26 protein-coding genes are annotated in these 19,686 nt (G+C 38.5%); 24 read left to right on the forward strand and 2 right to left on the reverse strand.

The features are described 5' to 3' along the window. Positions 1–276: 276 nt before the first annotated feature. The 6 genes from AC1DVJ_RS26470 (at position 277) to AC1DVJ_RS26495 (ending at position 4,397) form a co-directional block, all read left to right on the forward strand. Positions 277–936, forward strand: coding sequence for an HAD family hydrolase (locus AC1DVJ_RS26470; protein ID WP_477595086.1), 660 nt, complete (start codon positions 277–279; stop codon positions 934–936). A gap of 202 nt (positions 937–1,138) precedes the next feature. Further along, on the forward strand, positions 1,139–1,639 hold the full coding sequence (locus tag AC1DVJ_RS26475) for an NUDIX domain-containing protein (RefSeq protein ID WP_477595046.1): 501 nt from the start codon (positions 1,139–1,141) through the stop codon (positions 1,637–1,639). 591 nt (positions 1,640–2,230) lie between these two features. Then, the gene (locus AC1DVJ_RS26480; protein ID WP_477595048.1) at positions 2,231–2,989 is read left to right on the forward strand and encodes a class I SAM-dependent methyltransferase; all 759 of its coding nucleotides are present in this window, start codon (positions 2,231–2,233) and stop codon (positions 2,987–2,989) included. 77 nt (positions 2,990–3,066) lie between these two features. Further along, complete coding sequence (locus tag AC1DVJ_RS26485) at positions 3,067–3,636, forward strand: VanZ family protein (RefSeq protein WP_477595088.1); 570 nt, start codon at positions 3,067–3,069, stop codon at positions 3,634–3,636. 315 nt (positions 3,637–3,951) lie between these two features. Continuing rightward, complete coding sequence (locus AC1DVJ_RS26490) at positions 3,952–4,161, forward strand: HAD hydrolase-like protein (RefSeq protein WP_477595090.1); 210 nt, start codon at positions 3,952–3,954, stop codon at positions 4,159–4,161. 65 nt (positions 4,162–4,226) lie between these two features. After that, a complete protein-coding gene (locus tag AC1DVJ_RS26495; protein WP_477595092.1) occupies positions 4,227–4,397 on the forward strand; it encodes a DUF7660 family protein in 171 nt (56 codons plus the stop codon). Positions 4,398–4,561: 164 nt separating this feature from the next. Here the strand turns inward: AC1DVJ_RS26495 and AC1DVJ_RS26500 are convergent, their stop codons facing one another. Continuing rightward, positions 4,562–5,407 (reverse strand): RMD1 family protein, encoded by an 846-nt coding sequence (locus AC1DVJ_RS26500; protein WP_477595050.1) that lies wholly within the window; start codon positions 5,405–5,407, stop codon positions 4,562–4,564. Between the two features lie 200 nt (positions 5,408–5,607). Between AC1DVJ_RS26500 and AC1DVJ_RS26505 the strand changes: the two genes are divergently transcribed. The 5 genes from AC1DVJ_RS26505 to poxB all read left to right on the forward strand — a co-directional run bounded on the left by AC1DVJ_RS26505 (position 5,608) and on the right by poxB (position 10,714). After that, positions 5,608–6,078, forward strand: coding sequence for a DUF6985 domain-containing protein (locus tag AC1DVJ_RS26505; protein ID WP_477595052.1), 471 nt, complete (start codon positions 5,608–5,610; stop codon positions 6,076–6,078). A gap of 590 nt (positions 6,079–6,668) precedes the next feature. Beyond that, the gene (locus AC1DVJ_RS26510; RefSeq protein ID WP_477595054.1) at positions 6,669–7,169 is read left to right on the forward strand and encodes a hypothetical protein; all 501 of its coding nucleotides are present in this window, start codon (positions 6,669–6,671) and stop codon (positions 7,167–7,169) included. A 323-nt stretch (positions 7,170–7,492) separates the two neighbouring features. Further along, the gene (locus AC1DVJ_RS26515) at positions 7,493–8,065 is read left to right on the forward strand and encodes an SF0329 family protein (protein WP_477595056.1); all 573 of its coding nucleotides are present in this window, start codon (positions 7,493–7,495) and stop codon (positions 8,063–8,065) included. A 58-nt stretch (positions 8,066–8,123) separates the two neighbouring features. After that, complete coding sequence (locus AC1DVJ_RS26520) at positions 8,124–8,759, forward strand: MarC family protein (RefSeq protein ID WP_477595058.1); 636 nt, start codon at positions 8,124–8,126, stop codon at positions 8,757–8,759. 233 nt (positions 8,760–8,992) lie between these two features. Continuing rightward, on the forward strand, positions 8,993–10,714 hold the full coding sequence (gene poxB, locus AC1DVJ_RS26525; protein ID WP_477595060.1) for a ubiquinone-dependent pyruvate dehydrogenase: 1,722 nt from the start codon (positions 8,993–8,995) through the stop codon (positions 10,712–10,714). 262 nt (positions 10,715–10,976) lie between these two features. Here the strand turns inward: poxB and AC1DVJ_RS26530 are convergent, their stop codons facing one another. Next, a complete protein-coding gene (locus tag AC1DVJ_RS26530) occupies positions 10,977–11,171 on the reverse strand; it encodes a hypothetical protein (protein ID WP_477595062.1) in 195 nt (64 codons plus the stop codon). An 817-nt stretch (positions 11,172–11,988) separates the two neighbouring features. On the opposite strand from AC1DVJ_RS26530, the gene AC1DVJ_RS26535 reads away from it, so the two are divergent. The 13 genes from AC1DVJ_RS26535 (at position 11,989) to AC1DVJ_RS26595 (ending at position 19,523) form a co-directional block, all read left to right on the forward strand. Continuing rightward, a complete protein-coding gene (locus AC1DVJ_RS26535) occupies positions 11,989–12,120 on the forward strand; it encodes a hypothetical protein (protein WP_261304347.1) in 132 nt (43 codons plus the stop codon). A 169-nt stretch (positions 12,121–12,289) separates the two neighbouring features. Continuing rightward, positions 12,290–12,475 (forward strand): hypothetical protein, encoded by a 186-nt coding sequence (locus AC1DVJ_RS26540; RefSeq protein ID WP_056623138.1) that lies wholly within the window; start codon positions 12,290–12,292, stop codon positions 12,473–12,475. Positions 12,476–12,777: 302 nt separating this feature from the next. Next, on the forward strand, positions 12,778–13,182 hold the full coding sequence (locus AC1DVJ_RS26545; RefSeq protein WP_477595065.1) for a hypothetical protein: 405 nt from the start codon (positions 12,778–12,780) through the stop codon (positions 13,180–13,182). A gap of 40 nt (positions 13,183–13,222) precedes the next feature. Further along, positions 13,223–13,711, forward strand: a complete 489-nt coding sequence (locus AC1DVJ_RS26550; protein ID WP_477595067.1) for a hypothetical protein — start codon at positions 13,223–13,225, stop codon at positions 13,709–13,711. Positions 13,712–13,821: 110 nt separating this feature from the next. After that, positions 13,822–14,199, forward strand: a complete 378-nt coding sequence (locus AC1DVJ_RS26555) for a hypothetical protein (RefSeq protein ID WP_477595069.1) — start codon at positions 13,822–13,824, stop codon at positions 14,197–14,199. 180 nt (positions 14,200–14,379) lie between these two features. Continuing rightward, positions 14,380–14,703, forward strand: coding sequence for a hypothetical protein (locus tag AC1DVJ_RS26560; protein ID WP_477595071.1), 324 nt, complete (start codon positions 14,380–14,382; stop codon positions 14,701–14,703). 679 nt (positions 14,704–15,382) lie between these two features. Then, positions 15,383–15,673, forward strand: coding sequence for a hypothetical protein (locus tag AC1DVJ_RS26565; protein ID WP_477595073.1), 291 nt, complete (start codon positions 15,383–15,385; stop codon positions 15,671–15,673). Positions 15,674–15,694: 21 nt separating this feature from the next. Beyond that, entirely contained in the window at positions 15,695–15,835 is a 141-nt protein-coding gene (locus tag AC1DVJ_RS26570; RefSeq protein ID WP_477595075.1) for an alpha/beta hydrolase-fold protein, read from the forward strand. 173 nt (positions 15,836–16,008) lie between these two features. Beyond that, positions 16,009–16,818 (forward strand): GNAT family N-acetyltransferase, encoded by an 810-nt coding sequence (locus AC1DVJ_RS26575; protein WP_477595076.1) that lies wholly within the window; start codon positions 16,009–16,011, stop codon positions 16,816–16,818. A gap of 208 nt (positions 16,819–17,026) precedes the next feature. Further along, entirely contained in the window at positions 17,027–17,560 is a 534-nt protein-coding gene (locus tag AC1DVJ_RS26580; RefSeq protein ID WP_477595078.1) for a P-loop nucleotide/nucleoside kinase family protein, read from the forward strand. Between the two features lie 394 nt (positions 17,561–17,954). Continuing rightward, complete coding sequence (locus tag AC1DVJ_RS26585) at positions 17,955–18,257, forward strand: hypothetical protein (protein ID WP_477595080.1); 303 nt, start codon at positions 17,955–17,957, stop codon at positions 18,255–18,257. Between the two features lie 38 nt (positions 18,258–18,295). Next, positions 18,296–18,787, forward strand: a complete 492-nt coding sequence (locus tag AC1DVJ_RS26590; protein ID WP_477595082.1) for a GNAT family N-acetyltransferase — start codon at positions 18,296–18,298, stop codon at positions 18,785–18,787. Between the two features lie 157 nt (positions 18,788–18,944). Beyond that, positions 18,945–19,523 carry an LURP-one-related family protein gene (locus AC1DVJ_RS26595; protein WP_477595084.1) on the forward strand — a complete coding sequence of 193 codons (579 nt, stop codon included), beginning with the start codon at positions 18,945–18,947 and terminating at the stop codon, positions 19,521–19,523. The last annotated feature ends 163 nt before the right edge of the window (positions 19,524–19,686 follow it).

Here is a 19,686-nt window from a genome sequence, read left to right on the forward strand (position 1 = left end):
ATGATTGATGGTGTTGCAGTTGATATCAATGCTTATACAGGAGAATTTGTCGAAATGGGATTTCCTTTGGATGGAGTCATTAATGAACTCCCAAAGTAATGGTCTCACCGTTGAACYAACGCAGAACGATAGTTGAATATCTTCACAACGATGCTGCCACGGGATTCGTTTGGCAGCATCGTTACGTTAAACGGGCAGCATAGCTTAACAAGGATTACAAATGATTTCCATCGAATACTTAATACTCAAATAAAAGTTATTGAAGGGGTTGAGTATTTGAGAATTCAAGCGGTGCTCTTTGATTTAGACGGTACTTTATTGGACCGTGATACTTCTCTTACCTTATTTGTCCGTGACCAATATGACCGCTATTCGCAATTTCAAATAGTTGATAAAGATATTTTTGTGCAACGATTTATAGAACTAGATAATCATGGTTATGTTTGGAAGGACAAGGTGTATCAGCAGCTTGTTGATGAGTTTTCCATCCAGGGGGTAGAATGGACAGACCTTTTAAGTGATTATTTGAATTGCTTTCAAAGGCATTGCATCGGTTTTCCTAATTTGGTGAATATGCTTACTCAGCTAAAGAGCAACGGAGTAAGGATAGCACTTGTTTCTAACGGTTATGGACAATTCCAATCTGATAATTTTAAGGCGCTAGGTATCAGTCATTTATTCGATGAGGTTCTTATATCAGAATGGGAAGGATTACGAAAACCCGACCCTGCAATTTTTATTCGGGCATTATCTAAACTCGGAGTCGAAGCAGAAGAATCTCTATTTGTAGGGGACCATCCTGAAAATGATATAAGAGCAAGTCGAGCTGTAGGTATTAAAGCAGTTTGGAAACGAAATAATCCTATATCTCCTGATGTTGATGCGGACATAATTATTGATGATTTAGGTGAGTTAACTCAATACGTACTAAGTTAAACGAAGAACTATAGTTGAACAATCGTAAATAGGCTGCCGCGTGCAGCCTATTGTTCTAACGGGAGTATAGTTACATATTTAACAAGGAGTAAGTTTTTTTGATACCAATATTAGAACGAATCAATCTAAATTTAATTATTCTTTAGATAGGTTTCAAGCGTTATTATAGTATTATCCCCCAAAAAAACAAAAGGTGATATATATGAGCATTAGTTGGAATGATTCGTATTTAGGTAAACTTCGCAAAGTAGTTGGAACTCAAAAGATAATCGTAAATTCAGTACGAGCAATCTTACTTGATGATGAAGGTCGTGCCTTGTTTATAAAGCGTCATGGTGATAAAAAATGGGGCATGCCTGCAGGAGCCATGGAATTAGATGAATCCGTGTTTGATGCAATGAAACGTGAGGTCAAAGAAGAAACAGGACTTGACGTATTTCAGGCAACATTAATTGCTATTTATTCTTCTCCAACAACGCAAACATTCACGGACCGTTGGGGAAATGAACATCACGTAATTGAATATTTATTTTTGGTGGATAAGTGGTCGGGTATTCTTGAAAAAGAGACAGACGAAAGTGTAGACGCTGAATTTTACCCATTGGATAGTCTACCAGAAGCCTCCAGTGAGCTTTTTGCACGACATCATCAAAGAGTATTTAATGATCTTAAAAAGTTCAATGGAAAATTAGTATTGGAATAGTTGTCGGGGTTGAACTAACGATGAACGAGAGTTGAGTAATTGTTACACGATTGAAATCTTATTTTCATCTGGTATTAATCATTAAAGGTTATAATAAAAACCAACCCCCTTTAAAATATAAACTTAGACCCGCAGCCCGTTGCTGTGGGTCTCTTTTTGTTATTAAACTATAGGGAGTTATGTAGCAACAACACATAACCCTGCACCACGTAATCTAAGTGTTTATAAGAGAAAGTAAAGACGACGAAGGAACAAAACAGTCATTAAGCTCTAACGGAGAACTATAGCTCAATAGACCTCAGAAGAAGGCTGCCGACTGCATTGAACGGCAGTCTTCTTCGCTAATTGGTAGTAGAGTACAGAAGGATTTAATTGTATTTTATTGAAATAGTTTAAATCATCGCTCTTTTTGTGAACCCCCATAGCACTTCCGCCGACCGATTATGAGTAAAATTTCAAACGAAACGATATGGAATAATGTTCCAATGAATGATATCATGGATTTTGCTTTAGAATTGTATGCGGTTTCTTTTGTTAACCATGCTTGTCAAGACAGGAAATCAGAATAGATTGAAGGGAGATTTGACTAGTATGAATGAACAAAGTACTAAAAATAAGATAGCTTGGGAACATCGAGCATATGAGTTTTGGAACAGACGAGATGGTTCACCTAAGGATAAGGCAATACAAATATTGAATAATCCCAAAGCACAGCTAAAAAAACATAAGCAATATTTTGAACAGATTGCAGGAAAAAAGATTGCTAATCTTTGTGGTTCAAATGGAAGAAAAGCAGTCCCATTAGCACTGTTAGGCGCAGATGTAACAGTATTTGATATATCGGAAGAGAATAAAAAGTATGCCCTAGAACTGGCGGATTCCGCCAATGTATCTATACAATATGTTGTTACTGATATTTATGATATAGACTTAGAAAAGTATAGTGGTCATTTTGACATGCTATACTTAGAAGGTGGAATTTTACACTATTTCAATGACATTGAAAAATTCATGTCTCTTCTTTTTTCATTACTTAAAGATAATGGAGTGATGGTTCTAAGTGACTTTCATCCCTTAAGAAGGTGTATCGTTTCTAACTCTAAAATCGAATATCAAATCCAACAAAGTTACTTTGACGAAGAATTACTTAGTGGGGATGTAGYATATAAACATTATTTCGATGAACATGAACAAGAAGACTTTCCAGATGTTTCGATTAGGCATTATACCCTTAGCGAAATAATAAATTCCGTTATTACATCTGGCTTTAATTTAAAAAAATTTGATGAGCATCGTGGTTGGGAAAATGAAAACATTCCATGGGAATTTACAATTGTGGCTAATAAATAAAAGGTTCAGTTTTCCTTATCCTGAAGGCATGCAGTGTACAGATTAACGAATTAATATTTGTGGAGTTGAAAGTGATTATGTATATAAGACGACGTATTAAGTCATTTATATTATTTGGTGTTTTTCTAATATCTTATATTTATCTGTTTCTTCTCATATTTCTTTTTAAGTATGTTTCACCATTAGAATTATTTAGCCCAGATAGAATATACGATAGATCTGTAGATGTAATACCATTTTATACGATATATAGTTATTTATCAGGTGAACTGAATCCTATTATCGTTATGACGAATATATTGGGTAATATTATATTATTTATGCCTTTGGGCGTGTATCTACAATTATTAAAGAAGGACAAGAGAATATCCATAAATATGGGTATTGTTTTTCTTCTTAGTTTACTTATTGAGATGTTCCAATTTATTTTTGGAATTGGAGCTACAGACATTGACGATATTATTTTAAATAGCTTAGGTGGATTTATTGGGATTTTAGTATATAAAGTTTTATTATTGATCTTTAAAAATGAGGAAAAAGTGCGTTTGACAATTGTAGTAACAGTACTAATCGTTATTTTGTTTGCTATTACATTTAAAGCGATATTATTTTATAAACTAGGCATTAAAATTAGATTATTGCCGTAGTCGACGAGTGAAAAACGGGTCAGAAACAGACTTATTAAATTTTCTTCAGAATAAAAGAACAATGTCGGATGACAAGAACATTGTCCGAATCAAGTCCGCGTAAATCGCGGATTTTTTATTAATCGGATTGCCGATATGTTTAAAAGAGCACGCTCAACTAACAATCAGAATTCTTCAGTAAAGAAAAAAAATCCCCCTTTTTACAGGAGGACTTTGCTTATAAAAAAAGAGAAGCAAACAAAATGACAACTTGATTATATCAACGTAAGACCGCGTTAAACAACCGCCAATATCTGAGAACTGCATGAACTAGATCTGACTAATTGTGTTGTTATTGGAGATGTGGGTTCAACTGATATGCTTGCAGCTGCCGCTGTAGGAGCCAAAAGAGTCCTTGTCGAGACAGGCTGGGGTAAGCAGTCTTTGGAAAAATACCGACACAAATGGTATGAGCAAGCATCMCCAGATTTTATTGCGATGGACCTCTTAGATGCAGTTGAATGGTTAGTTGGCATCCCATTATAAAAAAGAATTGGTATGACGCTATAAGCTAACGGAGAAACAATAGTTAAAAATAGCAGGGGTATTTAATTTCATTAAGAAGCGATTTGAAGATAAACGAAAAGGATTGGGAAAACCCTACATTGGATATGTTTCTAGAGGAAATGGAGGCATGGCTAACTGATACAGTGAGTATGACAGACACCTCAATTTGGGGCACTTTGGCGATTATTCTCTCCGCAGGTAAATCCTGTGAATAATAGGAGTGCTCCTGTTGAGAGGACTAAACTCTAACGGATAACGGTAGCTCAATAACCCACATTAAGGGGCTGCCGCGAAGTACGACCGGCAGCCTTACTGTACTAATGAGCAGATTGCGCAGTGTTTTGAAAAGTGTTGGTTAAATAAGAGAAGTCAGATCTATTTAATGTGAGGAGGGTAGCCAACCGATAATCTGCAATAATGTTAACACGACCTCGATGACGATAAGAATTACGACAATCCATTCAACGAAAAGTCCCCGGATCGAATGACTAATCGTCGAAAACCCTTCTAAGATATGATATAGAATATCTGTTTTACTTTTCAATATGGTATATCGATCGTTTAATTCAAAAAAACCGATCATCTCATCGTAAAATTGACTTGCTGAGCTATGTGTCCAAGTCAACTCAGGCTTATCCAAAATCATGATATAAGCTAACGTGTTATACTCGTGGCGAACAATATTGGCAGTCGTCTTAGCCAATTCCTTGTTGCCAACGCGAAGCTTTCCTTTTTCCAGTCTGTCTATTATTACTTCGAGGTTATCTTGAATCTTCCCGAGCTGCTCCTCACTCCTCTCGAGTGCCACTGATTTGGCGAGAACTGTTGCAATCATTTCAGGTAAAAAGAACTCATACTCCGCAACGACCACATATTCATCCGTCAATGTCATACTCTCGGTTTTTTCGATATGCAGACTATAATCATCTGTGAATTTATCAGCTCTTTCGAGTGCGATATCGGGCTCGAACGATTGAATAAACTTCAAGAATGCCGTGATTTCATCCTGATGTGTCAGATTCACGAAGACAACACTTCCAAAGGAAAAGACCAGCACTTGCTGCAATTCATCTAAATCCTTGTGATAGATTTTTTGAAGGACTTTATGTCTGAGGATTAAAGGCTGTTCCCATGTGTATTTTTTGGGAATACCACAGTGAATARCAATTTTGTTCAGATCAATTTCATTGGTAATTGCCAACGACTTAAACGTAATATCTTTCATTGTTCACCACTCATCTATCTAATATTTATACTCGCTAGTATTAGCAGTATATGGAAGAAATACTCCTGTAACCTTGTGCAATAATGGGCACAAAAAACTACGACTGACCAGTGGATTGGTTGCCTTTTCTCAAGTAACGGGCAGGTTATCTGTGATAATATGGTAGCATTAACTTCAATTGATAAGGGGCTGAAGCTAACATGATAAACCATGAAGTGTTTGGAAAAATAGAATTCGATCTGACTTGGTTAGGAACAATTGACATAAGTATTTTTGGGATTAGAAAAAATGTAATTTTGAGTATTACTGGATCAGAAGAAGGAGATTTCACAAATGATCAGATAGAAGCCTATTCGAATTTTTTAAAAGAAAAGCAAAGATTTATAACTGAGGCTGAAGATGGACTTTATTCTTATTATCAAAGCGTGTGTATGGACTACAGAGAGCGATTTGGAGAGGGGACTGGAGACACTCTTGCACCCTTAATTTCTGATAAGTCTCAATTTGGAGATTTAGTATCGTTATCCCATGTAGTAATTCGAATGTTCCCAAGAAATAGAAGGATTGTTGGTCTGTTGTTTGATTCACGGTGGGAAACTTCACTTGGAGTAGCGGTGAAATTTGAAAATGAAAATTTGTCTGAAGTAGGTTTTCAGGATATAGTCCTTTAATTATGACTCTATTGATATATGGAAAGAACAACGTATGTATAAAGATAACCAAGAATATGTCTAGTTGCTCGAAGAATTTTAAAGAAACAGAATTAGGCAAACAACCCTGCACCGCCTACCGCATCGCATTTATAAGCTAACGGATAACGAGGAAATGAAACTAAATCCTACTAGAAACCATGATTTTCTCTGTTACATATGCAGGGGATCATTCCGCTAACGGCGAACGCTATTTGAAACAAACCAGGGAGCAGATGCCACGGCAGCTGCTCCTTTTCCATTAAGTTATCGTCGGGCAGATTACACTAACATGAATACCCTTCCATACTTTGGGCAAATTATCCAAGGTAATAATAGGCGATTAATAAGCTTTCAAGGGGGAGATATAACTTGAGATTCATTGTTAGCGTGATAATCCGACTGATGTGATCAGCCATAGGCTTCAACTAAGTGACGCAGAACACGCCGATAAGATATTCAATAATAAAAAGAGGATCATGCAATAAAGATTGTCTTGAAACCTTTGCACATACGGTTTAAAAATGAGCATATAAAATTTAACAAAAATATGTAAGGAGCGATCAAAGATAATGACAGAATTAGCGCTATTAAAAACGGAGGAACTAAAAAGAGAAGATTTTGAAAAGGAGTACAAGGCATATATGGAAGCACAGTCACAGTGTACTCATGAGTTTGGGCTAAACAATAAATCAACAATTTACGTTTGCAAGATCGGATTGGCGCAAGGAGCTAACACTAATGATGCCGAACCTGGCAGGAATCTTAGTACAGGTAACGTTGCTCTAGGTGTTGAGCTTCAGCCAGGCAATATCAGTACTGTAAATATTGTTGACAGAAAAGTAGCTGCAAACATAGCAAATCTTTCTCTCATTTATAGAATTATAGCTTCTGGGGAAGAACTTGTAACGGACTTTGAGGAAGTTCGTGCGCCAAATGATGAATATTTAACTTACGTTACGTGGTCAATAAAGGATCCCGAGAATTTCGAACAGGAAAATTATCCAAAACCAGGAATTGAAGTGATTATTAAAACAAATAAAACAACTCAGTCACCAGGACTGACAATGTAAGTCAACCATATTAAGCGCCCTAGCAAGGGAAACACATCAAGTTCTTGTCTACCGACATTAAAATATTAGAAATAAATAAAACAACAACAACTGTCGGGCGACAAGAACTTTATCTCATTAATGGCCGCGCAAATGGCGGCTTTAATTTCAGCATCCTTTTACGAATAGCTGTCAACGACTTATTGATTCGCAATTATGTTGAATTTGGGTCCGAGTTCTTGGGTTTAAGGTTGTTTTTTGATCGTTGTGCTGGTTATTGTATTATGGTTATTAGAAGGAGTGCCTCAATGGGTGTTTTAGTATATAAAACATAGGAGGATGAAATGGCCTGGAGCAAATTGAAACAACATCTGGAGAGTTTTCTCAGTCCTGCGCTATATGGAAGGGTCGAATACCTTTCAACCAGCTACCGCTATTTACCAGATAAAGCAGGACTTTGTTATATTGCGGTAGATAAAAAGAATGTACTCAATATGAGTAATACCTTAATCAGATGGTATCAGACGGAGTTGGAAATTAAGAATGATTCAGATATCCAGATTCCAATTAACAATGAAGAAATCGAAGCGGTCAGAAAAGATACCAAAGGGAGTGTTCCGGAGGATCGTTTAAAAGTAATAGCAAGAAGTAGAAAAGTATCGGAATATGCAAAGGAGCTTTTGTCAGCACAGTCATCATTAAGTAAATCAAATTTCATTGTCATAGCTAACAAGTTTTTATCCATTTCTATAGAGGAAAGCATAGAGAGCAATGATATCTTATTGAATATTCTAGCTTTGGTTGACAGACGTGTTGGAAAAAAGCGAATTTTAAACATGACCGAGAAGATGAAGTTAAAGCATCCAATTGTACAGTATTTCTTTGAACTACGACTTAGTACATATGAAAATATATAACTCATTCACCTCCAAACGGGAGAACAAGGAAACTGAGCATACAAATAGGAGATACTAAATGGAACTTTACACATCATTTTTATTGCTGAGCCTTACTTCATTCTTTACACTCATTAATCCACTTGCCATCATGCCAATTTTTATGTCGATGACAGCCGACCTTGAATCACAGATAAAAGTCCATACTGCTCGTAAAGCAGTAGTTGTTTCATTTTTTCTATTACTCATTTTTTCAACCACTGGCGAATGGTTATTTCACTTTTTCAACATTTCAATTAACAGTTTAAAAATTGTCGGAGGGATCATTTTCATTTTAATGGGACAGGATATGCTTCAGGCACGGCTTGTTCGTACAAAGGTTGATAAAGCGGATGTTGATACATATGTAAATGATATTTCGATTACACCATTGGCTATTCCAATGATTTGTGGTCCCGGTGCTATTACTAATGGAATTGTCCTTATGGAATCTACGACAAATTTTATGGAGAAAATTTTATTAATACTTGTAATTGCTTTTGTACTCATACTTACATACATTATTCTTGCTAACTCAGCTACTATTTATCGATTTATTGGGCCAACAGGCAATAATGTGCTAATGCGTTTAATGGGATTAATTGTTATGGTGATTGCCATAGAGTTTATGGTAGGTGGAATTACTCCAATTATCCAGCAAATTTTGAATAAATGAGAAGTCTATTAGTACGTGAATAGCGTACGGTTAACATTAAACATTTGAAGGGCTACCGCTCGTTGGTAGCCTTTTACTCAGTTAACGGGCAGCATTCCTATAATAAGGAATGAAATTACCGAAATGTGACTACTTAATTTAAGATTAAAGCCCAATAAACCCGATCGTAGTGAAATCAAGAATATACTGCTCATATTATGGCAAAATAATAAAAACAAAAAGGAGAGATTCCCTTGAAAAGAACGATTGCTGATTCCATCGTGGAATCCCTTCTGAACGCCGGCGTGAAGCGAATTTACGGCATTATCGGCGATTCGCTTAATGCCTTGCTCGATGCGATCCGTCGTTCCGGAAAAATAGAATGGATCCATGTCCGCCACGAAGAGGTTGCAGCGTTCGCGGCTGGCGCGGATGCCACCCTCAGCGGAGGAATCGCCGTTTGTGCGGGTAGCAGCGGACCTGGTAATTTACATCTCATTAACGGATTGTACGATTGCCATCGAAACCGGGTGCCAGTACTTGCGATTGCCGCTCATATTCCGAGCAGTGAAATTGGCAGCGGCTTTTTTCAAGAGACTCGTCCGGACATGCTGTTTCAGGAATGCAGCTTCTTTTGTGAAGTCGTAACCGGACCGAAGCAAATACCTCGAGCGGTTACGATGGCGATGCAAACCGCGACGGCAAGGTCTGGAGTGTCTGTCTTAGTTCTTCCTGGTGATGTAGCCGCTTTCGAATACGACGAAAGCCCGGTTCCAGAACGCGTCATCCATTCCACCCGGCCAATTGTCTGCCCTTCTACAGACGAATTGAAGAAGCTTGCCGACTACTTAGACAAAGGTAAGAGGATCACCTTGCTGTGCGGTGCTGGCTGCTCGGGAGCTCATGCTTCGCTCATGAAGCTGTGCGAGAAACTGCAATCCCCGATGGTCATAGCGCTGCGAGGAAAAGAATATCTGGAATATGACAACCCGTATTCCGTCGGATTAACCGGCCTCATCGGATATTCATCAGGATACCACGCCATGATGGAATGTGATGTCTTACTCATGCTGGGTACCGATTTTCCATACCGGCAATTTTATCCACAAGAAGCGACCATCCTTCAGGTTGATTTGGATTCCTCCCGACTAGGCAGGCGAACGCCGCTTGCATACGGGGTGTGCGGAGACGTAAAGACGACGGTCGACATGCTGTTACCCCTTTTAATGGAACCGCACTCCCCTGATCACCTGCAGCACTTTGCAGCACATTATGCCAAAGTCCGCGAGGAACTGGACAACCTTGCAGCTCCTGGTCGAGCTCCTATTCATCCGCAATTCCTCATGAAGGTAATCAGCGACCTCGCAGATGAGGATGCCGTTTTGACTTGCGATGTTGGGACGCCGACTGTGTGGGCTGCCCGATACTTGAGAATGAATGGAAAAAGAAGGCTACTTGGCTCGTTTAACCACGGGACAATGGCGAACGCCATGCCCCAGGCGATTGGGGCGCAGGTTGCGCAACCGGGACGCCAGGTCATATCGCTGTCTGGGGACGGGGGACTCACTATGCTGCTCGGAGATCTATTGACCCTTCGTCAGCATAAGCTCCCGATCAAGATCGTTGTCTTTAATAATGGTGCGCTTGGATTCGTGGAATTGGAAATGAAAGCAGCTGGCTTTTTAGAATTCGGAACGGAACTCGACAATCCAAACTTTGCGGCACTTGCTCAAGCCATGGGGATCGAAGGAATTCGCGTCGAGGATCCGAATGACTTGGAAAGCGCCGTTCGCCGAGCCCTCGAACACAGCGGTCCGGTAGTGCTGGACGTCGTCGTCAATCGTCAGGAGCTGGCGATGCCGCCGAAAATCAACCTCGAGCAGGCTCGCGGATTTACGATGTGGATGCTGAAAGCCGTTTTGAATGGGCAAGGCAACGAAGTCATCGAACTGGCGAAAACCAATCTCCTTCGGTAATAAATAGGAGTACTTGGACTCCTACAACTGACTGGTCACCATCGAGTTCGAATGTAAGAATAATGGGTAAATAAAAGAGCCTGTCGTGTTCTAAAGGCAACGAGCACCTAGTTAATATTAGAGCTGTCGTTCAACAACTGGTTAACGATAGTGAAGGAGCTTGCCTTGCGGCAGATCCTATTTTGTTTACTGAAGTAACGGGCAGGTAAACTTGATAAGAAAATGAAAGAGGCTGCTCCGCTTAGGAACAGCCTCAAATAAATTATTTTTTAAATATCTTCAAAATATCCAGTGCTTTGTTATAAACAAATCTTTCCCATCTCGCAAATAAACTATTTCCATTATCCCCGTTCGTGATTTGAGTAGCGTGACGTTTATGAAACTCTGCTACTCGTTGATTATGTTTATTATGAAATGTGTTGAAATGTTGGTGGCGAAGGTTTGTTTTTGCTTTCATCGTTTATCCCTTCTTTCCATTTTTTATAATTATATCATGCATGATAATTTATCCACAACAAGATCATCGTTACGCTAACATGTAACGATAGTTGAGGGGCTTGCTTTTCAGTAGCTCCTCATTTGTTTATTAAAGTTACGGGCAGATAGTGTGGAAAAAGGGAGAAGTAAACAAATGAAGCAAATCATTGAAGAAAAATAAAACTTATTGAAATCGTGTATAGAGGAAATGGGCGGTATTATTGACTTAGCGTGGTGCGAAGAAGTGTTGTATCCATATTATGAGTATTTTAATGACAGATTCAGAGCAGCATGAAGAGGGATGCCCAATTCTTGATCTCCTTCATACTAAGTTGGTTAATTGCCGCTTTAACCTGTGGTACGAGTAAAGTTCTGTTATTTGCCATGGGATAATATCACTCCTTTTCTCAATGTGCTTTATTTTGTGGAGATTAAGGGAGGATTATGCAAGAATAATCTCTTTTGAAAAGCTTTAGTTCCCAGTAAGAAATTATTGTTTAATTTCGCCGACCAACCAAGTGATTGGCACAATGTGTCTGCTTATTTTGCTTCTTAAGTGAGTACAATATATATGTTTCAAATTACTCAAAGGGGTGTGCTAAAGTTATGACTAATCAAAAGAAAAGCGTGAAATCCGAAAAGCAAAAAAACCAAAAACCAAATCAAAAGGGTAAAATTGATGAGGCAAATATTAATTAAAGTGGTTAGTTAACAAAATGGTTCACATAATAAAGCCCTAAAAAGCCTAGGCTAAATGTTTTAGCTTATTTCATCAAGATAGAAAGGAGGTAATCTCAATGTCCGATAAAACTAAAACTAAGATAACCAAATCTCAGCGAACCGTTGATAAGGAACTGCAATCTCGAACTCGAAAATCGCCTGACCAGTCTGCACAAAATAATACACACGATCAACCAGGTGATGCTTAAAAACATTTCAGCGAACCATTCAATTAACAGCAGCTAAATCTGTTGGTGTTGATTACACATTTGCATGAGACGAAAACGAACCAATGAGGCTCTATGTGGAATAAGGGTGGAAAATAGCATCATAATATATAGTAGGGAGATCAACTTTCGAATTTGGAGGATAAATACAATGACATCCAGTAGAGGACATCAAGGAGCTCATGGCACAGGACAAATTGTTAAGCAACTGAACAATCAAGCCCAAGCCGCGGAGCAAATTCAAGGAAGTAATAAGGTCGATCAAGAAATTATTGCAGCCGCAAACGAACATAGTTCAGAACTGGATGAAATCATTGATACGGATGTCAGTTCCTAAGTTGAGCTTCGGCATGGAACGATCTAAAGTAAAACGAGTTAGAGACCTGCGGCATGCTTCATGCTGCGGGTTTTTTTCTTGTTCAGCGGCACAAACATAATCGTTGTTACAGTAAGTAAAAAGTGCGTAAAAGCGAACACCAGTTGAGGGGCTTGCCTCGCGGCATTTCCTTTTTTTCTTCATTCAAGTAACGGGCAGCGTAACAATAACAACCATTCCGTATGGGACTAGCTTGTTAACTATTGGGAATATTACCAATACATAATTATTTACGTTGTGATAAAGATAGGCGGTAAATTGTGATGTATTTTGATGATGAAGAAATTAAAAAAGGTAGAAAATTGGTACTTTCCATCATCATCATTGTTCTTGCTTTTGAAATGTTCAATATCATACATTACATTTTCATCAATGGGTTTGGAAATGTATTCAAGCAACTCGTTTCCTTGGGGTTATATTCCTTTTTCTCATACTTATTCTACAAAGGATATAAGTGGACAGAGTTTATAATACTGTATTTGTTAATTCAGGATATTTTGGCAGGTGTATTTTATTTATTACAACAAACAGGAATCTTACTACTGGCTTTTAGTGGATGGTTGATGTTGATAATTACTGTTGTAATGGCAATTGTTGTAGGACTATTCCTTGGAGGTTCGGACAGTCTTACAGCTTATATGAAGTACCAAAAAGAGCTAAAGCGGTGATTAAACTAATTGGACACTTCAAAGGAGGTCTGGCTTTCTGATGAGGACGAATGCAAATGAGGATAGAGAAATCATAATGAGCCGTCAAACCAAAGCACAGTGGCATCGTCGCGGGGAGGAATTACTACAATGGATAGATCGAGATAAAAAGCGCAAGCAGGCGAAAATGACCACTCTGTTTGGAGATATCCAGGTGGATCAGCAATTGTTTCCCGCGTTGACATCCCTTAAGCAGAAGGACATAGCGACTGAGTTTTCTTGTGCGGGAGTAAGCCCGCTCGATGAGCCAGAAGACCATTCCCTCTACGCGTATATAACAATCATAGCCTCAGAGCAAGCTGAGCAATTCATACAATTGACCATGAAGCGTATGAGTCATCGAGTATTGGTATCCTTTGAACCAGCAAGGAATCGATATGACCTTTCATCCTTTTACATAGGTCACAACCGATCTTTTTGCCGACTACTTCAGGAAAGTGCGGAAACGTTTGAATTTAAACCGTTAAACTACCCTGAAAATCTCACATAGTAGAGAACTAAAAATGGTAAGCTTATCGGTAGCCTGTTCAACTAAAGGGCATAATACTTGAATGACGCATGGTGAACAATATAGAAAATTACATGCTTAAATGGAGTTTTATGAATGGATTTTGGAACAAGGCATTCAGGTGGATAAATATTATTTTCATCCCTATGCTTCTCCTTTTGATTTTGGGAATTACTGGCTATAGAATTCACAAAAATGAACCACCGACTAACTCCCCAGTTATGACATTTTTAGTGGCACTATTGTTTATCCTTATGATAGCAGGTAAAATCCGCAGAAACTTTGCGTCAGGGAGTTTTTTAAGGTCAAGATTTTTTGAAAATATGTCGATAACAGCGATTATAATTTTGGGTATGTATGTACACCATTTTTATGGATTTAAAGGTTTGCTGTTTGTTGTAGTAATGTTGCCAGTGTTGGTGATACTGTTATATGGCTTATATAAATTATTCAAAAGGAAACGTGGTTGAAGTTAGTTCGGCGTTCAATCGGGAAACGTTAGTTGAATATCAAGTAAAGTCGCCTTCGAGGGCGGCTTTTTTCTTATATATTAGGCTGTACAGCGGAGAATCTTTCCAGAGGTTTTTGAAGGATTTATGTGTTAATTTTAGTAAGTTGATTAGTACAGAACGGAAAAGGGTGTCTGGTTGGTGTCTGATTATAAAATATTAGTTTTTATAGGGCTTGGTGTAGTGGTTGCACTATTGGAAAAAAACATATTATCAACAAAGAGTTTTCTGGATTTGTTTATCCAATATTGTTGGTGTTTTATTTTGCTGCTGATGATATTATTTCCTTTTAATTCTACCACGAATACCAATTTCAAAAAAAATCAAAAGGTTACTTTGGATACTTTTCTGGGTTTATCTGATTTGGTCGCTCTTTCATTCGGGGTGAATTCAACTAACAACGATAGTCAAACAACAAAGAGAAGGCAGAAAGAACTATTTACAGTTTATTCTTGGAGCTACTGAATTTAATAAATACCTGGTAAATACCCTTAAACACTTTTATCACCAATTTGCAGATGCATTCAATAATAATCTCAAATATTATCCATCCTATGAAACGAACCAGAATACCAATAAGTGTTTCCATTTATAATCCCCACTTTTTTATTAGCCTAACTTCAAATATTTTATAATTCGTTATACAAAGAGTCCAATGGAACATATTGCAATAAATAGAATCCGCTTAATTGCCAAACTAACGGATAACGATAGTTAAATAAAAGAAAGTTTTATATCGGCTTATATCTATCCAAGTCACAGGACACCTGATCCAAGGGTGTTCTTTTTGGTATCCGCGGACATGGGATCGAAAGGTACGTGTGTGTTTCTAGGCATAAATCCAATTTGTTTGTACACACGTAACTCATTGCTGAAATGACTCAGAATCGATAAACTCAGACCATTTCATCATAAGTTCACGCGGAATAAAAGGAGTTCCATAGGCTGTACAAACTACAAGATCGTGCAATGTTATTTAACTCACATTTTTTTCAACATTTCAGAAAAAACACATGATTTTCACGTCGTTTAGAAAAATCGTGAGATTTGTCACAGACTCAGCGCTAATTGATTTTGTATCCTTTAATAGACGTAGTACTGTCATACTAATCGAAGTAAAAAAAATAACTAGGAGGAACTACTCATGACAAAATTTTTCGTGGCAATCTTCTCAATGTTGGCTGTCGTATGCAGCTTGATTCTTCTTGCAGGATCGATGGGATTTAGTTTAGGGCTTACAGCACAGGCTGTAGACCCTGCAACATACGCCGTAGTGATGATTATGGCTATTACAATGACACTCTCCGTAGGCGCAACACTTTTGATCGGCAACATTATTTTCGACAAACTTGACAAAGACGATCTGCCAATGGAACGCTTCTTCGATATCACTGGTGGTAACGGTAGATATGAGCAAGAGGAAGGAGGTAATTAACTGCCGATTCTGTGTGAGTGAATGTTTCCGTTGTCCATCCGGAGGGAGGAGCGTTTTATTGCTGGGACTTCCATGGGTGGCCATGGGGCGATGAAGGCTAGGCTGCGTGCTTCTGACCAGTTCGGCGCTGTCGCTTCGTTCTCGGGGGAGGCTGCGGTATGATCGGTGGCCTTCACTACCTTAACGGGCAGATTTATTGAATATGTGGGATACTTATTACATAATAATTGGTGATATATGGTAATGATAATTGCGGGGAAATCCCATTAATTTCCTTGAACTATTACTGGATCGGTTTCCTTTTTCAATGGGCTATGAATGAGGTGAGGGGTAATATGGAGCTAATTTTGACGAATGATTTGGCAAAGCGAATTGAGTTTTCAGATTTTGAAGTGATGTTCGGCCGGATGAATGCAATCCGAAACCGAAGTGGCAATCCCTATCAAGTAGAGGTAAGAAAGTTTGGACAATCTACAGCTTTATCAGTCAAGGGACTTTCCAATGATTTCAACAAATTGTGGTGTCTTGGACCGTCAGATTTGCCCTATTTGGATCAAATTTTGGAATTTTTCGATTCCCGTAATCCTGATTTTAAAATTGATCTCATTCCGACAAATGTCACTGATGGAATGACTTTAAAACTCAGCCAAAAAGGTTTTTTTCAGGAAGGGTTTCATACTGCCTTATATATAACATCACCAAGCATATTCGAAATAGAAAAGTCTTCTGTTCAAATCCTGAAGGTACAGGATGTTGATGTTCAGTTATTTAGTGAAATTTTTTGTAAATCATTAGAATTACCTCCCACAATTGCCGAAAATGAAGAATCTTTCTCCTTTCTGCAACAAGACCCTTCTTGGTCGTTATATCTTGGTTTCAATGGAAACGAGCCTGCTGGATTTTCTATGATGTACATTGCTGACGATGGGGTAGGCTGTCTGGCGATGGCAGGAACAATTCCAGAATTTAGGGGTAAGGGTATACAACAAGCCATGTTGCATAGGCGACTAAAAGATGCGAAAACAAAAGGGTGCAATCTGATTATGGCTCAATGTGAGTTTGGTACAACTTCATTTCGAAATTTGCAGAGGTTTGGATTTCGAGTTGCCTTCACAAAGTCTGTATGGAAACGCTCACCTGAGTAATTTTAAGCAGCTCGTTTTTTTGTATAGTGGTCAATGCTAACAGATAACGGTTGCTAAATAGTCGAACAAAACAAGGTTGCCGTTGAATCGGTGGCCTTTTCGAACCGAAACGGGCAGGATAGTTCAGTAGTGTATTTACCAAATGTGGTATAATTCGGGTAATTTCTTTGGTGAAGACTTATTAGGAAGGTAAGTAGGGGGAAAAGTTATGTTTGAAAAGTTGAGTATTGATTATTTGATTGATCAAGAACAAGATAACAATTCTTCTGTAGTCGTATTAATGTGTGGAATAGCAGGTTCGGGAAAAACTACCTTATCTCAAAATTTGGAAACGTATGGTTTTGTACGTCTTTCTATTGACGAAGAAGTATGGTCTACTAATGGTCGTTATGGAATCGATTATCCAGCTGAAAATTATAGAGAGTTTTTGGATGAAGCACATTTAAGATTACGTAATAAGCTAGTAAAGTTAATTCAGGATAAAAAACTGGTTGTAGTTGACTCTAGTTTTTGGCAACAGTCAGAAAGGGATGAAATTAAACAGCTTATTGAAAACTCCGGAGGTACATGGAGACTTATTTATTTGAAAGTACACCCTAATGAATTGCGAAAGCGCCTTAAGGAACGAAGCCAACGTTTTGATGCAAATGCAGCTTTTAATATAACTGAAGAAATTTTAACAACTTTTCTTAACGGATTTGAAGAACCAAGAAATGAAGGTGAAATTGTTATAGAAAATTAGAAAGCTTGCTTGCCTTTCGGCAGCTTTTTTTATTCATTCAAGTAGACGGGCAGGAATGCTTAGAAACAAAGGACTTTGGTTATTCAATACGAATTATAATTAGATATAAACTAATAAATTGGGAGCGCTATGAATTGATAAAGTTATTTGAGGCGAGAGAACTTGGACTTCAACCAGTTTCAGCAAATGTGATTGGACGAGGGTTATAGTTTTATAAAACAATCTGAAGAAGCACTGGGACGGCCTGATATTTTCAAGGAAAAAGTTCATACTAATGCATATTATAAGGAGCCTGGGCAGCGAATTTAGTTGTTATTCAGGTGGCAAACCACCCGAGGACATTATTGGGGTATTTATGCTCTAGGACGTTTGCACCGAATAGGAGATTGATGACATGGCTTTCGGAATATCCAGACATGAACTGAATGAATGGAAAAGCAAATGCTCACGGGGAGAAATTTCCTTTTTGACGCATTATTGGGTAGAACCTCGCTTTCCAGGAGTGAAGACGATCACTAAGGTGGGCTGCTGTGATCTGGAACGATTGAAGGAATGGTGCTTGGCGAATGGTTTAAATCCAGTTTACATCCATCTTCGTGATGAATATCCACATTACGACCTAATAGGGAACAAGCAGATTGAAATCTTAAAGAGAGAACATTTGACCGATCATCTGCTCAGATTCAAGCTTTGGTGAGATAAAGTCTGTAAATATACTGAATTGGGGTGATGAAAATGGGTGAAAATGGTGATATCAGAATTCTTGCTCCTATGAGCGAGAACGATATGGAATGGCTGAAAGAACAGTGGTTACAGTGGGGGAGCGATTCCGTAATATCAAAAGGTAAGAAGCATCAAATTCAAGATTTGGATGCATTTATCGCCTGGGTAGATGATATACGAGTCGGGGGAGCTGCTTATCGTCTAGGTATAAATGATTGCGAGTTAGTGAGTATTAATTCGACTGTACAAGGCATAGGTGTCGGGAGTAATTTGATTTCTACAGTGGAACAGAAGGTAAAGCACTCGGGAAGGAATCGCATTTGGCTCATAACAACTAACGATAATGTAGATGCATTACGATTCTATCAACGACGTGGATATCGGATAACCGCAGTACATCCAAACGGAGTTGATAAGGCTAGGATGCTTAAGCCAACAATCCCACAAGTGGGTTATTACGATATACCCATTCATGACGAAATTGAACTCGAAAAAATACTATGATTATTAACGGAAAACGATAATGAATAGGGATTGCTGGCTGCCGTGCAGTCAGACGATCCCTATTTTGCTGAAGTACGGGCAGGATTGTTGAATGAATTGTTGAAGTTATAAAGGTATGTATATTGATCTGATAGTGAAGTATGCAGGGGGTGAAGACTTGAATCCGAAATTCAATCATCAAAAATTCGTGGTTAGAAAACAGATCCTTTCTCTAGTTGGCGCTAAAATCGATATTTTCGACATGGATGAAAGGGCAATTCTGTTTTCGAAGATGAAAGCCTTCAAGCTGAAGGAAGACATCCGAATATACGGCGATGAAACAATGCAAAAAGAGTTGATTAGCATTCAAGCGCGAAGTGTCATTGATTTCTCCGGAATCTTCGACGTAGTTGATGTAGAAACCGGGCGCAAGATAGGTTCTTTGCGACGTAAAGGGATGAAGTCAATTTCTAAGGATGAATGGGCCATTTTGGGCCCCAATGAATCGGAGATCGGATTGATTAAGGAGGATAACCCGCTGCTTGCTCTTTTGCGGAGGTTCCTAACGAATTTGATTCCTCAGCATTACAGCGTAGAGATGAACGGGACCAAGGTCGCAGAGTTCAAACAAAATTTCAACCCGTTTGTCCAAAAGCTAAACCTTGATTTCTCCGCTGACATCAACGACAAGCTTGATCGCCGTTTGGGGTTAGCCGCTGCAGTGCTACTGATCGCCGTCGAGGGAAATCAGGGATAGTAGCATAATAGTTTTAAAACAACGTCACCACTAAGCGTGGTGACGTTGTTTTATTAAGTATAAGTTCACCGCACCTATGGTTCATAATCTATAAATGTATAAGTAAAGAATATAAATTCTGAGGGGATTTTAATGAGGTTTTGCTTAACTGTAGTTATTATTC

This window comes from Paenibacillus sp. P4_A9, assembly GCF_056402415.1.